Annotated in this window: 20 protein-coding genes; 12 read left to right on the top strand and 8 right to left on the bottom strand. The window is 65.8% G+C overall.

The genetic code is table 11. The features are described 5' to 3' along the window. Positions 1–1,920 carry a penicillin-binding protein 2 gene (gene mrdA / locus GTP44_RS18105; RefSeq protein WP_161020531.1) on the top strand — a complete coding sequence of 640 codons (1,920 nt, stop codon included), beginning with the start codon at positions 1–3 and terminating at the stop codon, positions 1,918–1,920. After that, complete coding sequence (locus tag GTP44_RS18100; protein ID WP_161020530.1) at positions 1,904–3,046, top strand: septal ring lytic transglycosylase RlpA family protein; 1,143 nt, start codon at positions 1,904–1,906, stop codon at positions 3,044–3,046. Before mrdA ends, GTP44_RS18100 begins: the two co-directional genes overlap by 17 nt. Here the strand turns inward: GTP44_RS18100 and GTP44_RS18095 are convergent, their stop codons facing one another. Genes GTP44_RS18095 through argS form a run of 7 tightly spaced genes read right to left on the bottom strand, consistent with a single transcriptional unit; the run spans position 3,047 to position 9,207 of the window. Continuing rightward, complete coding sequence (locus tag GTP44_RS18095; protein ID WP_161020529.1) at positions 3,047–3,727, bottom strand: SPOR domain-containing protein; 681 nt, start codon at positions 3,725–3,727, stop codon at positions 3,047–3,049. An 11-nt stretch (positions 3,728–3,738) separates the two neighbouring features. Continuing rightward, a complete protein-coding gene (locus tag GTP44_RS18090) occupies positions 3,739–4,500 on the bottom strand; it encodes a type III pantothenate kinase (protein ID WP_161020528.1) in 762 nt (253 codons plus the stop codon). Beyond that, positions 4,497–5,300: a biotin--[acetyl-CoA-carboxylase] ligase gene (locus GTP44_RS18085; RefSeq protein ID WP_161020527.1), complete on the bottom strand. Its 804-nt coding sequence runs from the start codon at positions 5,298–5,300 to the stop codon at positions 4,497–4,499. Before GTP44_RS18085 ends, GTP44_RS18090 begins: the two co-directional genes overlap by 4 nt. Further along, complete coding sequence (locus GTP44_RS18080; protein WP_161020526.1) at positions 5,297–6,094, bottom strand: SDR family oxidoreductase; 798 nt, start codon at positions 6,092–6,094, stop codon at positions 5,297–5,299. The genes GTP44_RS18085 and GTP44_RS18080 overlap by 4 nt, the downstream gene beginning before the upstream one ends. 2 nt (positions 6,095–6,096) lie before the next feature. After that, positions 6,097–6,762 (bottom strand): thiol:disulfide interchange protein DsbA/DsbL, encoded by a 666-nt coding sequence (locus tag GTP44_RS18075; protein WP_160989641.1) that lies wholly within the window; start codon positions 6,760–6,762, stop codon positions 6,097–6,099. Between the two features lie 18 nt (positions 6,763–6,780). After that, on the bottom strand, positions 6,781–7,470 hold the full coding sequence (locus GTP44_RS18070; protein WP_161020525.1) for an SPOR domain-containing protein: 690 nt from the start codon (positions 7,468–7,470) through the stop codon (positions 6,781–6,783). 21 nt (positions 7,471–7,491) lie between these two features. Next, a complete protein-coding gene (argS, locus tag GTP44_RS18065) occupies positions 7,492–9,207 on the bottom strand; it encodes an arginine--tRNA ligase (RefSeq protein WP_161020524.1) in 1,716 nt (571 codons plus the stop codon). 275 nt (positions 9,208–9,482) lie between these two features. Between argS and rsmB the strand changes: the two genes are divergently transcribed. The 8 genes from rsmB to GTP44_RS18025 all read left to right on the top strand — a co-directional run bounded on the left by rsmB (position 9,483) and on the right by GTP44_RS18025 (position 17,515). Then, complete coding sequence (gene rsmB, locus GTP44_RS18060) at positions 9,483–10,892, top strand: 16S rRNA (cytosine(967)-C(5))-methyltransferase RsmB (RefSeq protein ID WP_161020523.1); 1,410 nt, start codon at positions 9,483–9,485, stop codon at positions 10,890–10,892. After that, complete coding sequence (locus GTP44_RS18055; RefSeq protein WP_202424132.1) at positions 10,885–11,484, top strand: DUF4390 domain-containing protein; 600 nt, start codon at positions 10,885–10,887, stop codon at positions 11,482–11,484. Before rsmB ends, GTP44_RS18055 begins: the two co-directional genes overlap by 8 nt. Next, a complete protein-coding gene (locus GTP44_RS18050) occupies positions 11,485–13,782 on the top strand; it encodes a sensor histidine kinase (protein WP_161020521.1) in 2,298 nt (765 codons plus the stop codon). Positions 13,783–13,840: 58 nt separating this feature from the next. Beyond that, positions 13,841–14,557 (top strand): response regulator, encoded by a 717-nt coding sequence (locus tag GTP44_RS18045; RefSeq protein ID WP_160989635.1) that lies wholly within the window; start codon positions 13,841–13,843, stop codon positions 14,555–14,557. Positions 14,558–14,568: 11 nt separating this feature from the next. Continuing rightward, positions 14,569–14,979, top strand: coding sequence for a GTPase (locus GTP44_RS18040; RefSeq protein ID WP_161020520.1), 411 nt, complete (start codon positions 14,569–14,571; stop codon positions 14,977–14,979). Positions 14,980–15,079: 100 nt separating this feature from the next. Continuing rightward, entirely contained in the window at positions 15,080–15,337 is a 258-nt protein-coding gene (locus tag GTP44_RS18035) for a BTH_I0359 family protein (protein ID WP_161020519.1), read from the top strand. Between the two features lie 39 nt (positions 15,338–15,376). Continuing rightward, complete coding sequence (locus GTP44_RS18030) at positions 15,377–16,141, top strand: class II glutamine amidotransferase (protein ID WP_160989632.1); 765 nt, start codon at positions 15,377–15,379, stop codon at positions 16,139–16,141. Between the two features lie 93 nt (positions 16,142–16,234). Beyond that, entirely contained in the window at positions 16,235–17,515 is a 1,281-nt protein-coding gene (locus GTP44_RS18025) for an EAL and HDOD domain-containing protein (RefSeq protein WP_161020518.1), read from the top strand. A 21-nt stretch (positions 17,516–17,536) separates the two neighbouring features. Here GTP44_RS18025 and GTP44_RS18020 read toward each other — a convergent pair whose 3' ends face one another. Continuing rightward, positions 17,537–17,914 carry an SPW repeat protein gene (locus GTP44_RS18020; RefSeq protein WP_161020517.1) on the bottom strand — a complete coding sequence of 126 codons (378 nt, stop codon included), beginning with the start codon at positions 17,912–17,914 and terminating at the stop codon, positions 17,537–17,539. Positions 17,915–18,017: 103 nt separating this feature from the next. On the opposite strand from GTP44_RS18020, the gene GTP44_RS18015 reads away from it, so the two are divergent. Continuing rightward, positions 18,018–18,986, top strand: coding sequence for an ABC transporter ATP-binding protein (locus GTP44_RS18015; protein ID WP_161020516.1), 969 nt, complete (start codon positions 18,018–18,020; stop codon positions 18,984–18,986). Position 18,987: 1 nt separating this feature from the next. Beyond that, a complete protein-coding gene (locus tag GTP44_RS18010; RefSeq protein ID WP_161020515.1) occupies positions 18,988–20,283 on the top strand; it encodes an ABC transporter permease in 1,296 nt (431 codons plus the stop codon). Positions 20,284–20,296: the final 13 nt, after the last annotated feature.

The following is a 20,296-nucleotide window of genomic DNA, read 5'->3' as shown; positions in this document are numbered from 1 at the left end:
GTGACGACGCTCCGGGACAACGACGCCGAGTTGCGCCGCTTCCGCCTGCGCGTCACGCTGCTGGGTGGCCTGGTGTTCCTGTGCTTTGCGCTGCTGCTGGCGCGCTTCCTGTGGCTGCAGGTGATCCAGCACGAAACCTTCGCTGTCAAGGCGGAAGAGAACCGCATCTCGCTGCTGCCGGTGGTGCCGAATCGCGGCCTGATTGTGGACCGCAACGGCGTGGTCCTGGCGCGCAACTACTCGGCCTACACGCTGGAGATCACGCCGTCCAAGCTGAACGCCTCGCTGGACGAGACCATCGCCGGCTTGTCCACGCTGGTGGCGATCGACCTCAAGGACCGCAAGCGCTTCAAGAAACTGCTGGAGGACGCACGGGGTTTCGAGAGCGTGCCGCTGCGTACCCGCCTCACCGATGAGGAAGTGGCGCGCTTCACCGCGCAGCATTTCCGTTTTCCCGGCGTCGAGGTGCAGGCGCGCCTGTTCCGCGAATATCCGCAGGGCGAAACCGCGTCGCACGTGGTCGGCTACATCGGCCGCGTGAGCCGCGCCGAAGCCGATGCGCTTGGCGACAGCGACGATGCGGCCAACTATCGCGGCACCGACCATATCGGCAAGGAAGGCCTTGAGAAAAGCTACGAGAAGCTGCTGCATGGGCAGGCCGGCTACGAGGAAGTGGAGAGGACGTCCGGCGGCCGCGCGGTGCGCACACTGTCGCGCACCCCGGCCAAGCCAGGCAGCAACCTGATACTGTCGATCGACATCGAACTGCAGAAAATCGTCGAGGAAGCCTTTGGCGACCGGCGTGGCGCGCTGGTGGCGATTGAGCCGGCGACCGGCGAGGTGCTCGCCTATGTGTCGCGTCCCGGTTATGATCCCAATCTGTTCGTCGACGGCATCGACGCGCAAAGCTGGGGCGAGCTGAATAACTCGCCGGACCGGCCGATGATCAACCGCCCGCTGTCCGGCACCTACGCGCCCGGTTCCACCTTCAAGCCCTTCATGGCGTTGGCCGCGCTGGAACTGGGCAAGCGCACGCCGTCGCAGACCATCTACGATCCCGGCTTCTACATGCTGGGCGGGCATCGCTTCAACGACGATGTGGTGGGCGGCCATGGCACGGTGGACATGCGCCGGTCGATCATCGTGTCCTGCAATACCTACTATTATGTGCTGGGTCACGACATGGGCATCAACGCCATTCATGACTTCATGCAGCCGTTCGGCTTCGGCCGCAAGACCGGCATCGATCTGGAAAACGAGAAGGTCGGAGTGCTGCCGTCGCCTGAATGGAAAAGCCGGCGTTTCAAAGGTGCGGCGGGGCGCTGGGTGGGTGGTGATACTATCTCGGTCAGCAATGGCTCCGGCTACAACGCGTACACGCCTTTGCAGATCGCCCACGCTGTGGCCAATCTGGCAAATAACGGCGTGGTGCTGAAGCCGCACCTGGTGAAAACCGTGGAAGACGGCGTGACGCACGCGCGCCGTCCGGCGGTGGTGCAGGCGCATTACCGCATTCCGCTCAAACAGGAGAATGTCGATTTCATCAAGAACGCCATGGTGGGTGTGACCAGCGAGCCGGGAGGCACCGGCTACCGCGCCTTCGCCGGCGCCGGCTACACGGTGGGCGGCAAGACCGGCACGGCGCAGGTCATCACCATCCGTAAAGGCGAGAAGTATAACGCCGCCAAGTTGGCTGAGCGCCTGCGCGACAACGCGCTGTTCACCGCCTTCGCGCCGGTGGAGCAGCCGCGCATCGTGCTGGCGATGGTGGTGGAGAACGCGGGCAAGGGCGGCGATGCGGCCGCGCCGATTGCGCGGAAAGCACTGGATTATTACCTGCTGGGCAAGCGTCCGCAGGAGAAGGACAAGGGCAAAGTGGAAAAACAAGACACGGTGAATGGCAATGCGCCTGCGACGTAACCATCTCCTCAACGTGGGTGCGATGGCCACGGCGCTGGCGCTGGTGGGCTGCGGCACGGCGCCGGTGGCGGAGCGCACGCCGCGCCCGGTGCAGATCCCGCCGTCGACCATCAAGCCGCCGAGCGTCAAGAAGGTCGATCCCTCGCTGCCGGTGCTGCCGCCGGCGAACTCGGGACGCGGCGGTTACTATCAGGACGATGGTCCCGGCGATGCGCCGCCGGCCAATCTGATGCAGACGCCGGACGCCGATGTGCGCAATGATCCGCTGCTGCCGCGCTCCAATCGTCCCTACACGGTGTTCGGCAAGACCTACACGCCGATCACCGATGAAGAACCGTTCACACAGATCGGCGTCGGCAGTTGGTACGGCAAGAAGTTCCACGGCCAGCGCACCTCGTCCGGTGAACTGTACGACATGTACAAGATGACGGCCGCGCATCCGACCTTGCCGATTCCGTCCTACGCGCGCCTGACCAATATGGTCAGCGGCGCCACCGTCATCGTGCGTATCAATGACCGCGGGCCGTTCCACGCCAGCCGCGCCATTGATGTGTCCTACACGGCGGCGCTGAAACTGGGCTTGCTGGGCAAGGGCAGTCATGAGTTGAAGATCGAACGCATTCTGCCGAATGAAATCGAGCGTATCCTGGCCACGCGCGACGGCCTGTCCGGCAGTACCCGGCCACGCCTGACGCCGGAGTCCAAAGACCGCTTGCCTTCGGCGCCGCCAAGCGCGCCAACGCCTACGCCGACAGTGACGGCGAAGATGGTCGATACGCCGTTGGTGCTGACGCCGGCCGCGCCGGCCGGCACCGGCGCCGCCGCCAGCCCCGCCACGGATATCGAAGCGCTGATGCTGACCGACCGCGCCCCGGCCGATGCCGCCGCGCCAGCCGCCGTCGCCACGGGCGGCTTCTACCTGCAACTGGGCGCCTACTCGCGCGCCGACAACGCGGAAGCGATGCGCGGCCGGCTGGGTGGAAAATTCAACATCATGGAAGTGGTGCAGGGCGGCGCGGTGTACCGCCTGTTCGGCGGCCCGTTCGCCACGCGCCAGGAGGCGCTGCAGGCGGCGCAAGGGTTGCCGTCGTCGCTGGGCCTCAAGCCCATCGTCGTGCAGCGATAGTTATCGGCAGCTGCGCATCTCGGCGCCGGGGAAGTCGGCGCGGATTTTTTCCAGCTTGGCCTTCAGTTCCCCGTCAACGTCGCGGAACTGGAAGCCCAGCAGCTTGCTGCCGCTCATGCGTGGCGCCACGCGCGCGGTGCGCACGCCTTGCCTGGTCAGCATCGCCAGTTGATTCTGCGCCGCGTTCTCGGTCTTGAACACGCCCAGCGAGATGCCCCAGCGCAGCGGCGAACTGTCGGACATGATGAAGTAGTTGCTGACGCCCATGCCACGCAGTTCGGCGACTTTCTTGTCGGCCGCTTCCTTGCTGCCTTGCGGCGGAATATAAACGATATAGCTCGATATCTCGGTGCCCGGCAGGTTGAGGCGCGACTGGCGGTCGCCCAGCTTCAAGGGTTCCAGCCGCGCCTCGAAGCGGCGCGCGTCGGCCAGCACGAAGCTGGCCACTTCCACGCACGCCTGCACCGGCGCCGCTTTCTGTTCCGTGAGCGCGGCCGCCGCGGCTTGCGCCGCGCGGTTGGCTTGGTCGGCCGGGATGACGGACAGCTTGTCGGCGTTCAGCTGGTTGAGCATGCGTTGTGGTTCGCGCTCGTTGCCGCTGAAGTGGCCCAGGTAGCCGCGTCCATACGCGAACAGCGCGGCGTTCACGGCAAGCAGGGACCAGAAAATAAACTTCAGCACGGAGACCTTCCTTATTCGGCGTTGCCGGCAGCGCCGCTGGCGGCATGGAGGCCGATCAATACGATGTTGTCGACGATACGGTACGGCAGTTTCAGCATCGGCGCGATGTAGGGCGCGGCGCCGCCGGAGATGATGCACTGGGCGCCGGCGTGGGCGGCGCAGGCATGCTCGATGGCGCCGCTCTGCGCGGCCAGGATGCCGCTCAGGATGGCGTCGTCGGTGTTGTCGGCGAATCCGTCCGGCAGCTTACCGTCTTGCGCGATCTGCGGCAACTGCGCGGTGTTGCGCGCCAGCGAACTGGCCATCAGCCCCAGTCCCGGCAGGATCATCCCGCCCAGGAACACGCCGTCCGCCGTGACGGCGTCGATGGTGGTGGCGGTGCCGCAGTTGACCACGATGACCGGCTGGCCGGGCGTCAGCGTGTGGCCGGCGATGGCGGCGGCAAAACGGTCGCAGCCCAGTTGTGCCGGATTGCGGTAGCCGTTGGTGACGCCGGCCAGCGCCGGCAGCGAGACAAACCACTCCGGCGTCAGCGCGCCGATGCAGCGCTGTAGCACATACTCCAGCTGCACGCGCAGCGCGTTGCCGGCGACGTTGGCGATCACGATGCGATCGATGCGGTTGATGGCCGAGGCTTCGCACCACGCCAGTTCCAGTTGCGGCATGTCGGCGTGGGTGGCGGCGCCGCTGGCGATCCACTCGCCCGGCGGCGCGCCAGGCGCCACCAGCGCCCACTTGACGCGGGTGTTGCCGGCGTCGATCAATAACATCATGATTGTACTCCGCTTAGTTGCGTTCCGATTAAGCGCAGCGATACATCGCCGGACAGGATTTCTACGCGGCCGGCGCTGGTGTCGAGCAGCAGGCGGCCGATGTCGTCGACGCCGGCGGCGCGTCCTTGTCGCACCACCGCACCCTGGTCGAGCAGCACCACTTCCTTGCCGTGCCACGCGTGCAGCGCGTTCCAGCGTTCGGCGAAGGGGGCGAAGCCGGTGTCGTCGAATTCCGCCAGCACGGCGGCCAGGCGGCTGAGCAGGGCGGCCATCAGCTGGTTGCGGTCCATCTGCGCCAGCCACGGCGCGCTGGCGACGTCGCGGCCGATCCGCGCCTCCAGTTCATCCGGCATGACCAGGTTGATGCCGCAGCCGATGACGGCCCAGATGGCGTTCCCGGTGTTCTGCGTTTCGACCAGGATGCCGGCCAGCTTGGCGCCGTCGCGCAGCAGGTCGTTCGGCCACTTGATCTGCACCGGCACGCCCAGCGAGACGATGGTTTCGGCCAGCGCCACGCCCACCGCCATCGGCAGGCCGGTCATCTTGTGCAGCGGGCCTTTGAATGGCCAGGCCAGCGAAAACATCAGCGCGGCGCCGGGCTGCGACAGCCAGGAACGGCCGGCGCGGCCGCGGCCCGCGGTCTGGTTGTCGGCGATGCGCAACAGCGGGCCACGCAGGCCGCCTAGGCGCGCCAGCAGGTCGGCGTTGGTGGAGCCGGTTTCGGCCACGGTTTCAATCGCCACGTGGGTGGCGGACGTGGCGCAATGCGCGCTGATGGCGGCCGCGTTCAGCATACTCATGGCGCGGCGGGCCGGGATTTGCGCGGCTTCTGCGGCGCCTTGCTGAAGGCCCAGTCGTAGACGGTGTTCGGCAGCAGCCGCAGCACCTTGGCGACGATGCCCATCTGCCACGGGATCACCGTGTAGCTGGCGCCGGCGGCGATCACCTGAGCGGCGCGCGCGGCGAATTTTTCCGGCGCCATCAGGAATGGCATGGGGTACGGATTTATCTGCGTCATCGGCGTGTCGATGTAGCCGGGGCAGATGGTCACCACGCGGATGCCGTAGGGCCGCATCTCCAGCCGCAGCGATTCGCAGTAGCTGATGACGGCGGCCTTGGAGGCGCTGTAGGCCTCCGCGCCCGGCAGGCCGCGAATGCCGGCCACGCTGCCGATGCCCACCAGCCGGCCCGGCGTGCCCAGTGTCTGTTGGGCGCGCATGGCGGCGATGAAGGGCGAGAAGGTGGCGGCGGTGGCGGTAACGTTGGTGGCGAGGATGTCGGCGAAGACGTCGATGTCTTCTTTGTGTTCGGTCAGTGTGCCGACCGAAATGCCGGCGTTGGCGATCACCACATCAACGCCGCCGGCATGGGCCAGGAAGGCTTGCGCGGCCTCGCCGATGGCGGCGTGGTCGCGCACATCGACCGCGTAGGCGCGGTGGCGCCGCGGGTTGGGCAGCGATGCGATGAGAGCGGTCAGCGCCTCGCCGCGCCTGGCCAGCAGGCCAAGGGTGGCGCCCTGCGCGGCGTACTGGCGTGCCAGCGCGGCGCCCAGACCGCTGGAGGCGCCAGTGATGAAGACGCGCAAAGGCGTCATGCTTATTTCTTCTCTGCCTTGGCTTTGACGACCAGGGCGTCCAGCACGCGCGTGACGTCTTCGTTCAGTTGCGCTTCGCTGGTGGCGTTGGCGTTGGCCATCGATGGCGCTGTCTGGTATTTGCCGTCGACGATCAGCAGCGGCCAGAATTCAACCTGGTAGGCGTCCATCTGCGCCAGCGCCTTGCGCATGTGGCCCGCCACGCCGAAGCCGCGGTAGGTGTCGATGAACTTCTGCTTGTCGATGCCTTGTTTGGCGACGAAGTCGAACACCAGATCATCGGTGTTCAGGCGATTGCGCTTGACGTGGATTTCGTTGAAGGCCTTGGTGTGCAGCTCTGGCGTCAGCACGCCCATCGCTTGCAGCGTGTAGAACATGCGGCCCTGCGGCAGCTCGCCGCCCTGGCGGCCGATGTGCATCCTCTTGAAGACGATGTTGTCGCCCTGTTTTTTCACCCAGGCGTTGAGCGTGCTGTCAAAAGCGGCGCAGTGCGGGCAGGCGTAGTCGAAGAACTCGATGACTTCGACTTTCTTGCCGGTGTCCACCGGCTGTGGCTTGGCCAGGGTTTTGTACTCCACGCCTTCTTTCGGATCGGTTGGCGAGGCGGCGGCGCTGAACGCCACGGCGCTCAGCGTGATGGCGGTGAGGAGGAACTTCAGGAAACGCATGGTTATTCCTTGTGCTGTTTATTTTTGATTGCGGACCACGGCGACGTCGATGCCGTTCTCGGACAGTTTGCTACGGACCTTGTTCATCGCTTCGACCTGATGATAGGGGCCCAGGCGCACGCGGTGCAGCACGCCGGTGTCGGTCGAACGATCCGACAGGTTGGCTTCAAAGCCGAGCAACGCCAGCTTGGCGCGCGCGCTTTCGGCGTCGGCCGTCTCGCGGAAGGCGCCGGCTTGCAGGTAGTAGATGTACTTCTCATCGGACGCCGCGTCGCCGGCCGATTTGGACACCGGTTGCGGCGTGACGTTGGCGGCGTTCGGCGTGGCCGGTGCCGCTGCCGGCTTGGCTGGTGCCGGCGTGTTCTGGATCTTGTCGACCACCGCTTGCAGTTGGTCGGCCGCCGCCTGCGCCGGCGCGGCGGCTGGAGCTGGCGGTTCCTTGGCCAGATCCTTGGCCGCCTCGCGCGCGGCGTCCTTGTTACCGTACATCGGTTTGTTCGGATCGGCGATCTGTCCCGCAGTCGGTTCCGCCGCCTTGCCCGGATGGCCTTTGTCCGTGAACGGCGTCGAGCCCTTGGTGATCATCAGCGCCACGACGACGGCGATGCTCAGGCCGATGACCAGGCCAATGACGATGCCGATGAAGGTGTTGCCCTGCTGTCGCGTTCGAGGACGCATTAAGCTGAAACGGCTGGAGCGGAAATTCATTGTGCGGGATGTCCTTCGCAATCACATTTTGTTGGGAGCCGAAACGCCGATCAGCGCCAGGCCGTTGCGCAGCACCTGGCGGGTGGCGACCATCAGCGCGATGCGCGCGGCCTTCAGTGCCTCGTCGTCAACCAGCACGCGCTCGGCAAAGTAGAAGCTGTGCAGATTGGCGGCCAGGTCGCGCAGGTAGAACGCGATCTGGTGCGGGCCCAGTTCCGCCTGGGCGCGCGCCAGCGCTTCAGGGTAGGCGGCCAGCGTTGCCAGCAGCGTCGCTTCGGTCGGCGCGGTCAGCGGCGACAGGTCGACATTGGCCAGCGCGGCCTCGTCGCCGGTCCACTGCTCCAGCATGCGGCAGATGCGCGCGTGGGCGTACTGCACGTAGTAGACCGGATTCTCGTCCGAGGTTTTCAGCGCGACGTCGACGTCGAACACGAATTCGGTGTCGGCCTTGCGCGAGATGAGGAAGAAGCGCACCGCGTCGCGGCCCTTGGTGATGTCGCCGCCGCCCGACCATTCGATCAGGTCGCGCACGGTGACGTAGGAGCCGGCGCGCTTGGAGATCTTGACTTCTTCGCCGCCCTTCATCACGGTGACCATCTTGTGCAGCACGTAGTCCGGGAAGCCTTGCGGGATGCCGACGTTGACCGCTTGCAGGCCGGCGCGCACGCGGGCGATGGTGCCGTGGTGGTCGGAGCCTTGCACGTTGATGGCTTGCTGGAAGCCGCGCTGGAATTTGACGATGTGGTAGGCGACGTCCGGCACGAAGTAGGTGTAGGTGCCGTCCTTCTTACGCATCACGCGGTTCTTGTCGTCGCCGTAGTCCTCGGTGCGCAGCCACAGGGCGCCGTCTTCCTCGTAGGTCTTGCCGGAGTTGTTGAGCATGTCGACGGCGGCGTCCACCTTGCCGTCCGAGTACAGCGACGATTCGAGGTAGTAGTTGTCGAACTTGACGCCGAACGCCTGCAGGTCGATGTCCTGCTCGTTGCGCAGGTAGGTCACGGCGAAGGTGCGGATCGATTCGATGTCTTCGACGTCGCCCGAGGCGGTGGCCGGCGAACCGTCGGAGGCCGACACGGTTTTCTTCGCCAGGAAGTCGGCGGCGATGTCGGCGATGTAGTCGCCGTTGTAGGCCGATTCCGGCCAGGCGGCGTCGCCAGGCTTGTGGCCGCGCAGGCGCGCCTGCACCGAGTTGGCCAGGGTCTGGATCTGCACGCCGGCGTCGTTGTAGTAGAACTCGCGGGTGACATCGTAGCCCTGCGAGACGAACAGCGAGGACAGCGCGTCGCCCAGCGCCGCCTGGCGGCCGTGGCCCACGTGCAGCGGGCCGGTCGGGTTGGCGGAGACGAATTCGATGATCACTTTCTTGCCGGCGCCGGCGCCGGTGTCGGCGGCGCCGAACTGGTCGCCTTGCGCCAGCACGGTCTTGACCACGGCCTGCTTGGCGGCGGCGCTGACGCGCAGGTTGATGAAGCCCGGGCCGGCGATGTCGGCGGCGTCGATCAGGCCGTTGCGGGCCGGGTCGGCCAGCAGCGCCTCGACCAGTTTGGTGGCCAGTTCGCGCGGGTTCATTTTCAGCTGCTTGGCCAGTTGCATGGCGATGTTGCAGGCGACGTCGCCGTGGGACGGATCGCGCGGGCGCTCCAGCACAACGTTGGTGGTGATGTCGGTACCAGCCAGGATCGGGGCGAGGGCGGCCTGGAACAGGGCCGTGATATCTTGTTTTTGTTGGGCTAGCATGCGCTTAAAGATTCTTCAGATAGTGGAAACGGCGGGCGCATGGGCGCCGGCCAAACAGCGTTAATTATACTGTGTTGACCGGACGGAGGGGCGGACTGTGAGGCAGCAGGGCGTTGCTAATGAGGAAATCTTGCGACGGCGAACGCGAGCGTGCCAAGCAAGCCTTTGTCCAGACGGCACGATTGATCCGGATTCAGCGTTATCGCTGTCGCCTTGCATCTGGCGCTAATGTATACTGCCCGATCACGGTCTTCCCCCATCTCTGGAATTAGCATATGAACAAGCGTCCAACGCTCTCCTTGAAGTCTCCCGCCAAGCCGGCCGCGCCGAAGAAACTGCGCGCCAGCCACGCACGGGAGCTGAAACCGGCGTTGCAGACCCACTTCCAGACCAACCTCAAACCCGATTCGCTGGCGTACAGCCTGATCGGCGCCGCCAGCGCCATCGCCCAGGTCAAGACCGGCACCAACCTGCCGCAGGCGCTGGCCCAGGTGTGGGCGCGACAGCCGGACACCACGCCGCAGGCGCGCGGCGCCATGCAGGACATCGGCTACCGCGCGATGCGCCAGCTGGGCCAGAGCGAGGCGCTGATCACCCTGATGGCGCCGAAGGCGCCGGAGCCGCTGGTGGTGGCGCTGCTGTGCTGCGCGCTGGCGCTGATGACCGCGCCGGACGACACGCCGCCGTATGAAGAATTCACCATCGTCGACCAGACCGTGACGGCCGCCGGCGGCCACCCCGACACCGCCCGCGCCAAGGGCATGATCAACGCCGTGCTGCGCCGCCTGCTGCGCGAGCGCAAGGCGCTGCTGGACGCGGCGCAGCTGCAACCGGTGGCCAAGTGGAACTACCCGCAATGGTGGATCGACGCCGTGAAAACGGCCTGGCCGCAACAATGGCAGCAGATTCTTGCTTCGGGCAACATGGCGCCGCCGCTGACGCTGCGCGTCAATCCCCGCCAGCACACGGTGGAGCACTACCTGGCCAGGCTGGCCGACGCCGGCATGACGGCCACGCGGATCGGCCCGTACGCCGTGCGCCTGGAAAAACCGGTCGGCGTGCACCTGATACCGGGCTTCGCCGATGGCGCGGCCTCGGTGCAGGACGCCGGCGCCCAGCTCGCCGCGCCGTTGCTGGATGTGCAAAACGGCATGCGCGTGCTGGACGCCTGCGCCGCGCCGGGCGGCAAGACCTGCCACATCCTGGAGCTGGCCGACGCCGACGTCACCGCGCTGGACGCCGACGCCAGACGCCTGGCCCGCGTCGGCGAAAATCTGGACCGGCTGAAACTGCGCGCCACGCTGAAGGCGGCCGACGCGCAGAACAACGATTGGTGGGACGGCCAGCCCTTCGACCGCATCCTGGCCGACGTGCCGTGCACCGCCTCCGGCATCGTGCGCCGCCACCCGGATATCCGCTGGCTGCGGCGCAAGGCCGACACGCTCCAACTTGCAACACTTTCCGGAAAAATCCTGGACAATCTTTGGCAGATGCTGGCGCCGGGTGGTAAATTGCTATTCGTGACATGTTCCTTGTGGCCGCAGGAATCCGAGGCGCAGGCGGCCGCTTTTGCTGTTCGACATCAGGCTGTCCGACTGGATGCGCCCGGTCAATTGCTTCCCGCCGGCGGCTCCGGGCAGGATCACGATGGTTTGTTTTACGCGCTGTTCCAGAAAAATGCGTAACCTCTTGAGACCTTGCCCACCCGTGACGCGACGATTTTTCCGACTTCTGACCGCGACCTTGCTGCTGATGCTGGCGCTGCTGCCGCATGGCGCGCGCGCGGCCGAAGGCGTGGAAATCCGCCGCGCGCTGGTCGAGGCGACCGAGGACGGCTACCGACTGTCGGCCACCTACGGCTTCGAGCTGAGCCACGAGATGGAGGACGCGCTGCAATACGGGCGCACGCTGTACTTCTACACCGAAATCGAATTCACCCGCCCGCGCTGGTACTGGTTTGACGAAAAAGCCATCACCGCGCGCCAGACCGTCAGCCTGTCCTACAACGTGCTGACGCGGCAATACAACGTCGCCGTCAGCGGCAGCGTGCACCAGAGCTTCGCGTCGCTGGAGGACGCGCTGTTCCTGATCCGCCGGCCGGGCCGCTGGATCGTCGCCGCGCGCGGCGCGCTGAAGGTGGGCGAGACCTACACCGTCAAGCTGAGCATGGGGCTGGACCCCAACTATGTGCCCAAGCCGCTCAAGGTCAACGCCCTGAACAACAGTGAATGGCGCCTGGCGTCGGACAAGAAAACCTTCCAGTACAGGGCCGAGTAAGTGAAGACGGCCCTGCGGTACTTTGCGGTGGTGGGCGGCGCCGTCGTCAGCATCCTGCTGTTCCTGCTGGCGTCGGCCTCCGACAATTCCGGCTTCTTCGACCGCTACTATGGCTGGCTGCTGGGCCTGAACGCGGCGGTGGCCGCCGCGCTGCTGCTGCTGGTCGTGGTGTCCCTGTTCCGCCTGTATTCCCGCTACAAGGCCGGCCGCTTCGGCTCCAAGCTGATGACGCGGCTGGTGCTGCTGTTCGCCGCCATCGGCGTGCTGCCCGGGCTGGTGATCTTCCTGGTTTCGGTGCAGTTCGTGTCCCATTCGATCGAATCCTGGTTCAATGTGCCGGTGGAGGAGGCGCTGGAATCGGGCATCAATCTCAGCCGCGCCGGCCTGGACCGCGCTGTCGGCGAACTGAACGCCACCGCCGGGCGCACCGCGCAGGAGCTGGCTGAGCGGCCGTTCGGCAGCGAGCGCGCGATCCTGGCGGCGCTGGTCAAGAGCGAGGCCGGGATGCAGAACGCCATCATCGTCGACGCCGACGGCGGGCTGGTGGTCAGCGCCCGCGCCAGCCGCGGCCGCAACCTCAGCGCCGACCTGCCGACGCGCGCCATGATGGCCACGGTCAAGAAGGACGGGCGCTACGGCGCGCCCGAGGGCGGCAATGAATTGCGCAGCGACCTGGTCGCGGTGCCGGCGACGCCGGTCGAGCCGCTCAACCAGCTGCGGCTGCGGGTGCTGCTGCCAGTGCCCGACCCGGTGCAGCCGAACGGCACCCACCTGGCGCCGCGCTACCTGCAGCTGCTGCAGCTGGCGCCGGCGCAACTGGCGGCCGACGGCGAGACCATCCGCCGCGCCTACGCCGACTACAAGGAGCGCTTCGACGCCCGCGTCGGCCTGCGCAAGATGTACATCGTGACGCTGACGCTGACGCTGCTGCTGGCGGTGTTCGGCGCCATCGCCGCCGCCTTCCTGATCGCCAGCGACCTGGCGCAGCCGCTGCTGCTGCTGGCCGAGGGCACGCGCGCGGTGGCCGAGGGCGATTTGTCGCCGCGGCCGATCGTCGCCACCTCGGACGAGCTGGGCACGCTGACGCAGTCGTTCAACACCATGACGCGGCAGTTGTCGGACGCCCGCAGCGCGGTCGAGCGCAACCGCGCGGCGCTGCAAAACGCCAAGGCCCACCTGGAGTCGGTGCTGGCCAATATGTCGGCCGGGGTGATGGTGCTGGACCAGGAATTCCACCTGATCAGCTGCAACGACTCGGTCGAACGCATCCTGCAGCAGGCCGGCGTCACCATGATTGGCCAGCAGCTGGACGCGATCGACGGCCTGCACGAGTTCGGCGCCGCCATCGTGGCCGCGTTCGCCGCGCAGAACGCCCAGTCGGCGGCCGGGCGCAATCCGGCGCGGCTGCACTGGCAGCGTCAGATCGAAGTGCCGCGGCCGGCGCCGGCCGGGGTCGACGACAGCGACCTGACCTTGCTGACGCGCGGCTCGCGCCTGCCGGTCGAGGGCGGCAGCGGCTACCTGGTGGTATTCGACGACATCTCCGACGTCATCTCGGCACAGCGCTCGATCGCCTGGGGCGAGGTGGCGCGCCGGCTGGCGCACGAAATCAAGAACCCGCTGACGCCGATCCAGCTGTCGGCCGAGCGCATGCAGATGAAGCTGGAGGCCAAGCTGCTGCCGCCGGACGCCGAGCTGCTCAACAAGGGCACCGCCACCATCGTCAACCAGGTGGCGGCGATGAAACGCATGGTCGACGACTTCCGCGACTACGCCAAGACGCCGCCGGCGGTGCTCGAAGCGCTGGACCTGAACGCGCTGATCGACGAGATCCTGCACCTGTACATCAGCGGCGAGGGCAACGATATCATCCACCCACATCTGGCCCCCGGCCTGCCGCGGGTGATGGGCGATCCGACCCAGTTGCGCCAGGTGATCCACAACCTGCTGCAGAACGCCCAGGACGCGATGGCCGACTTGCCGGACGGCGCACCGCAGCCGCGCATTGACGTGATCACCGAAGCCATTCATTATCAGGGCGCGGACGGTGGTTCGCGCACCGCCGTGCGGTTGGCGATCAGCGACAACGGTTCCGGCTTCGCGCCCAAAATCCTGGCGCGCGCGTTTGAACCGTACGTGACGTCGAAGGCGCGCGGCACCGGACTGGGCCTGGCGATGGTGAAAAAGATTATCGAGGAACATGGTGGACGGATCGATATTCAGAACCATGTCGATAGAAGTGGCGCGTCGGTGCTGATTTTGCTGTTAAAGTTAGCCTCGGCGTCGCACAATAGCTGAAGTGCTATGACACAAACATCATTGCCGTCCCGGGACGGCGAAATGAGGACAAGGGAAGATGGCAAACATTCTGGTGGTTGACGATGAAATGGGTATCCGCGAGTTGCTCTCGGAAATCTTGAGCGACGAGGGACATGCGATACAACTGGCGGAAAACGCCCAGCAGGCGCGCGAGGCGCGCGCCCAAGGGGCGCCGGACCTGGTGCTGCTCGATATCTGGATGCCGGACACCGATGGCGTCACGCTGCTGAAAGAGTGGCAGCGCGACGGCCTGCTGACCATGCCGGTCATCATGATGTCCGGTCACGCGACGATCGATACGGCGGTCGAGGCGACCCGCATCGGCGCGCTCAATTTCCTGGAAAAGCCGATCGCGCTGCAAAAGCTGCTGAAGGCGGTGCAAGCCGGTCTGACGCGGGCCCAGGAAACCGTGCGCGCGCCGGCGCTGGCGCCGCGTCCGACGATGGCGCAGCCGGATGAGGCGCCGACGGCCGCCAGCGGCTTCGCCGCGCCGCAGCCGGTGGCGGGCATCGCCGTGCGTGGCGGCGCCACCGTGACCGGCGCCGACAACCACAGCTTCAGCCTGTCGTTCGACCTGCCGCTGCGCGAGGCGCGCGACGCCTTCGAGCGCATGTACTTCGAACACCACCTGGGCCGCGAAGGCGGCAGCATGACCCGCGTGGCCGAGAAGACCGGCCTGGAACGCACCCACCTGTACCGCAAGCTCAAGCAGCTGGGTGTCGAGCCGGGCAAGCTGGCCAAGAAAAACGTCTGACGGTGACCGCCATGTCCGCCACCGGCGCCGTCCATCACCGGCCGCCGGTGCCGACCTGGCTGGTCACCGGCGCGCGCGCCGGCCTGCGCGAGGCGGCCATCGCCGCCCATCTGCCGCGCGACGGCGCCAGCGTCATCATTCTGGAGGGCTTGTCGGACGGCGGTTCGGCCTTGTGTTTCGATCCGGCCGATGGGCCATATCCCTACGAAAATATCCCGCAAGTGTTGCGTATCGCACCAGGCTGTCTTCATTGCAGCGGTAATCTGATTTTGCGCGTAACATTGAACCGGGTGCTGCGCCGTCCCCCCGCGCGGCTCTATCTCAGCCTGGCCTCCGCCGAGCACCTGGAACAGCTGCGTTCCTGGTTGTCCGAGGCGCCCTACGGGGACTTGCTGGAACTGCAAGACCTTATCGCGGCCTAACCCCAGCCCGCTGATTGCCCTTGAAATGGCCCGCGTTCAACCCTATGTACGGGGGGAAGGCGGAAACTAAGGTGTTTCGCCCCTTGAGAAAGGAAGCAAAATGAACCTCATCTACAACAGCGAGCAATACAGTGTTGTCGAGTTCGGCGTGGACCGTAGTCTGGAGGCCCTGCGCTTTGGCGGCTATGAAATCGTCGACAAGGGGGGCAAGCGCGAGATCTTCATCGCCGGCGTGCTGGCGCAGAATTTCCGCCGTGAAGTCAACCAGCTGATCGCCAACGAGCCGACCATGGCGGAAATCGATGAATTTTTGGGCAGCTACGATGAGTTAATGAGCCAGCCCGTGCTGTTGCATTAAACCTCGCGGGGGTGGGCACAGGGTGGGTATAATTCCGCCATGTGCCAACTCCTTGCGATGAACTGCAATGTCCCGACCGACATTGTGTTCAGTTTCACCGGCTTCGCCATGCGCGGCGGCCACACCGACACCCACCACGACGGCTGGGGCATCGCCTTTTTCGAGGGCGCCGGCGTGCGCCATTTCGTCGACCATCAGGCCGCGATCGCCTCGCCGATCGCCGAGCTGATCAAGCGTTACCCGATCAAGTCCACCAACGTCATCGCCCACATCCGCAAGGCCACGCAGGGCCAGGTGGCGCTGGAGAATTGCCATCCGTTCGTGCGCGAGCTGTGGGGGCAATACTGGGTGTTCGCCCACAACGGCGATCTGAAGGAGTTCCACCCTTTGCTCAACGGCGCCTTCCGCCCGGTCGGCACGACCGACAGCGAACGGGCCTTCTGCTACATCCTGCAGCAGTTGCGCGCGCGCTTCGGCGAACAGCGGCCGCCGTTGGCGGAGCTGCGCTCGGTGCTGAGCGGGCTGGCGCACGAGATCGCCACCCACGGTACGTTCAACATGCTGCTGTCGTCCGGCGGCGAGCTGTTCGCGCATTGCTCGACCCATCTGTTTTACCTGGTGCGCCAGCATCCGTTCGACACCGCCAAGCTGTCCGATGAAGACGTCAGCGTGGATTTCTCTCAGGTAACTACGCCCGACGACCGCGTCGCCATCATCGTCACCCAGCCGCTGACCACCAACGAGCGCTGGACCGCCTTCCAGCCGGGGGAGCTGAAGCTGTTTATCGACGGCTGCCTGCGGTAGGTGGTGTGCGGCGGGTATAAATGTCCAAGACAATGGCTGACATTGCTGTCAGAATGGCAGCTGTAGCAGACCGCCTATTGACTTGGACTTGCAATGATCGATCTCTCCGTACATGACCGTGGCCCCCAGCATCTGCGCGTGCGCGAATTCTATCTGGGGCGCCAGCCCATCCTGGACCGCAACCAGGCGCTGTTCGGCTATGAGCTGCTGTTCCGTAACGCGCCGGTCGGTCCGGCGCAGGTGACCGACGGGCTGACGGCCACCGCCGCCGTCATTGCCCACGCGGCGCAACTCGGCATGGAAAAGACCGTCGGCGAAGCGCAAGGCTTCGTCAACGTCGACGCCAGCGTCATCATGAGCGATATCTTTCCTTTCCTGCCGCGCGAGAAGGTGGTGCTGGAGATCAGCAACGGCATGGCGGCCACGCCGGCCGTGGTGGACCGCGTGCGCGCACTGGTGGACCACGGCTTCAGCTTCGCGCTCGATGACGTGACCGGCGAGACCGAGGCGGTGCAGGCGCTGCTGCCGCTGGTCGAGTACGTCAAGATGGACATGCGCAACATCGCGCCGTCGTCGCTGAGCAAGCTGGCGCCGCGCTTCCGCCAGGAGAAGAAAAAGCTGGTGGCGGAAAAAGTCGAGACGCGCGAGGAATTCAAGCATGGCCTCGACCTGGGCTTTGATTATTTCCAGGGCTATTATTTCTCCAAGCCGGTCATCATGAGCGGCAAGAAGCTGTCGCCGTCGCAACTGGCGGTGATGGAGCTGATGACCTTGGTCACCTCCGACGCCGACAACCCGGAAATCGAACGCGCCATCAAGCGCGACGTGTCGCTGGCGCTGAACCTGCTGCGCCTGGTGAACACGCCGGCGGTGGGCGCGCGCCAGCGCATCGACTCGCTGAGCCAGGCGGTGACCATCCTCGGCCGCCGCCAGCTGCAGCGCTGGCTGCAGATCATGCTGTACGCCGAACCGAGCAAGCGCGGCCAAAGCATGACGCCGCTGCTGATGTTGGCCACCACGCGCGGCCGCTTGCTGGAGCTGCTGGCGGCCAAGCTGCGCCCGAGCCAGCGCGAGCGCGCCGATATCGCCTTCACGGTCGGCATCATGTCGCTGATGGATACGCTGTTCGGCATGCAGATGGGCGAGATCCTGGAACAGATTCCGGTCGGCGATGAAGTGCGCGACGCGCTGCTGCACCGTGGCGGCTTTTACGGCGACTTGCTCAAGCTGGTCGAATGCATCGAGCGCATCGAGGACATGGATTGCCACATCCTGCCCACGCTGCGCGACCTCGCCATGTCCACCGAGGAGTTGCTGGAGCTGGAGATGGCCGCGTTCGAGTGGAGCGACAACGTGGTGCGCTACGCGCTGTAACGCACCACACCCGGCGCTGGTTTATGTCACATGGCCGGCGCCCGGCCAGTGCTTGACCAGTTCCGGATCGGTGCGTATTGCCCACAGCGCCAGCGCGGCCACGGCGATGCCGACGATCAGCGAGTTCCACATCAGTTCCGTGTTATCCGCCATGCGCAACACCCACGGCGACACCGCCACCCAAATCCCCACCAGCAGATTGAGCATCACGGCCCAGAAGTAGGTCTTGTACAGGTCGAATGTCGCCAGCAGCACCATCACCGCGCCGGAGATAAACGCGGTCCAGGCCTGGACCGACGGGATCGGGTAGCCGAACACCCACGGCGTGATGAAGAACCACAGACCGAGCAGCAGTATCACCTGATCTTGCCAGCGTTTGACGGATGGATTGTTTGCCATATTACCTCCCTTGGTAGTCAGGCCGCCGGACGGCGGCGTCCTACTTAGTCTGTCCACCGGCGGCAAAAGTTCATCCGGCTTGCCAACTTGCTATGACAACGCTATGCTGCAAGCCAGTGCGGACAACCCGGAGGCGGCGGTGATACTGAGCGTGGAGCAGATTTCGAAAGCCTATGGCGCGCGCCAGGCGGTCGATGGCGTGTCGTTCAAGGTGCGGCGCGGCCAGACGGTGGGCCTGATCGGCCCGAACGGCGCCGGCAAGTCCACCACCGTGGCCCTGATCTGCGGCCTGCTGCGCGCCGACGCCGGCCGTATCACGCTCGATGGCGAGGTGATCGGGCAGGGCGCCAGCGCCGCCAAGCGGAAGATCGGCTTCGTGCCACAGGATCTGGCGCTGTATGAGGAGCTGTCGGCGCTGGAAAATCTCCGGTTGTTCGGCGCGCTCTACGGCCTGAAGGGCGCCCAGCTGAAGCAGCGTTGCGCCGAGGCGCTGGCGCTGGTCAACTTATCCGACCGCGCGGCCGACCTGCCATCCGGTTTTTCCGGCGGCATGAAGCGCCGCCTCAACATCGCCGCCGCGCTGCTGCACGATCCGCGGTTGCTGATCCTCGACGAGCCGACCGTCGGCGTCGATCCGCAAAGCCGCAACGCCATCTTCGACACGCTGGAAGCCTTGCAGGCGCAGGGCCGCTCGCTGATCTACACCAGCCACTACATGGAGGAAGTGGAGCGGCTGGCCGACCACATCGTCATCATCGATCACGGCAAGCTGCTGGCCGACGAGACGCCGGCCGCGCTGTTCCAGCGGCTGCCGGCGCAGGCGGCGCTGCAGGTGGAACTGGCCGGCAAGCCATCGGCTGAATTGCTGTCCGGCGTGCGGGCGCTGAATGGCGTGACCGGCGTTGAAGGGACCGGCGCCACGCTCAACATCGGCCTGGCGGCGGCCACGGACGCGGCGCCGGTGCTGGGCTGGTTCAACGCGCAGGGGCAGACGCTGCTGCATTTCGCCACCGCCCGCACCTCGCTGGAAAACATCTTCCTCAACCTGACCGGCCGCAGCCTGCGAGATTGACATGACCGCCTTGATCGCCCTGATCCGCAAAGACTTGATGCTCTACCTGCGCGACAAGCGCGCGCTGATGCTGCACCTGTTGATGCCGGTGGTGCTGGCCGCGTTCTTCGGTTCGCTGTTCGGTGGCAGTCCCGACAAGGGGGCCAGCAAGATCGACATCGGCCTGGTGCTGCAGGATCAGTCGCCGATCGGTCGCAAGATCGCCGCCGGTTTGAAGGCGGACGACACGCTGCGCGTTGTCGCGTTAAGCGCCGACGAGGCGCAGGCCAAGGTGCGCGCCGGCAAGCTGCCGGTGGCGGTGGTGATTCCGGACGGCTTTGGCCAGAAGGCGGCCGATGCCTTGTTCAGCGGCCGCGACAAGCCTGAGTTGCCGCTGTACTACGACCCGTCGCAAGCGACCGTGCTGGCGATGGTGAAAGGGCTGTTGACGCAGCAAGTGATGCAGGTGACCAGCGCGTCGGTCATGAGCGGGCAAGGCGCCGGCGCCACCGCGCGCTATCTGGCCGCGCTGCCGGCGCTTGATCAGCGTAATCCCGAGCAGGCGCAACTGGGCGAATTCCTCGGCAGCCTGAAGAAATTCCAGGACCAGCAGGCCGCGACTGCCGCCGCCGGTGCCGAGACCAGCAAGGCCGATGCGCCGTCTGGCATGAGTGTCCCGTTCAATACCAGCGAAGCGGCGCTGAGCAGCGGCCCCAGATACAACGGCTACGCGCATTCGTTCGCCGGCATGGGCGTGCAGTTCATCCTGTTCATGGGGATCGACATGGGTATCGGTATTTTGCTGGCGCGTCAGTTCGGCATCTGGAATCGTCTGCTGGCGGCGCCGGTGTCGCTGACCACGGTGCTGATGGGGCGAGTGATTTCCGGCGCCATCATCGCCAGCGTGCTGATGTGCGCGATGTTCGCTTGCGCGTTACTGATCTTCAAAGTGCAGATTACCAGCGTGGTTGGCTTTGTCGGGCTGGCCGTGTGCTTCGGCCTGATGACGGCCGCCTTTGGCCTGTTTATCGCCGCTTTCGGCAAAACGCCGGAAGCGGCGCGCGGCATCGCCGTCTTCGCCACGCTGATTCTGGTGATGCTGGGCGGCGCGTGGGTGCCGTCCTTTGTTTTCCCCCAGTGGATGCAGACGTTGACGCTGGTGGTGCCGACGCGCTGGGCCGTCGATGGTCTGGACGCGGTCACCTGGCGCGGCCTCGGCTTGGAGGGCGCGCTGCTGCCGATGCTGGTGCAGCTGGGCTTCGCGCTGGTGTTCGGCGGTCTGGCGGTCGCCAAATTCCTGAAAGACCAGCGCCGATAGCCCCGTCATACCG

Origin of the sequence: Duganella lactea, from assembly GCF_009857505.1 — a bacterium.
Classification (GTDB): Bacteria; Pseudomonadota; Gammaproteobacteria; order Burkholderiales; family Burkholderiaceae_D; genus Rugamonas; species Rugamonas lactea.
Note: the sequence above shows the minus strand (reverse complement) of the source record. Positions and strands in the feature narration are given on the sequence as shown.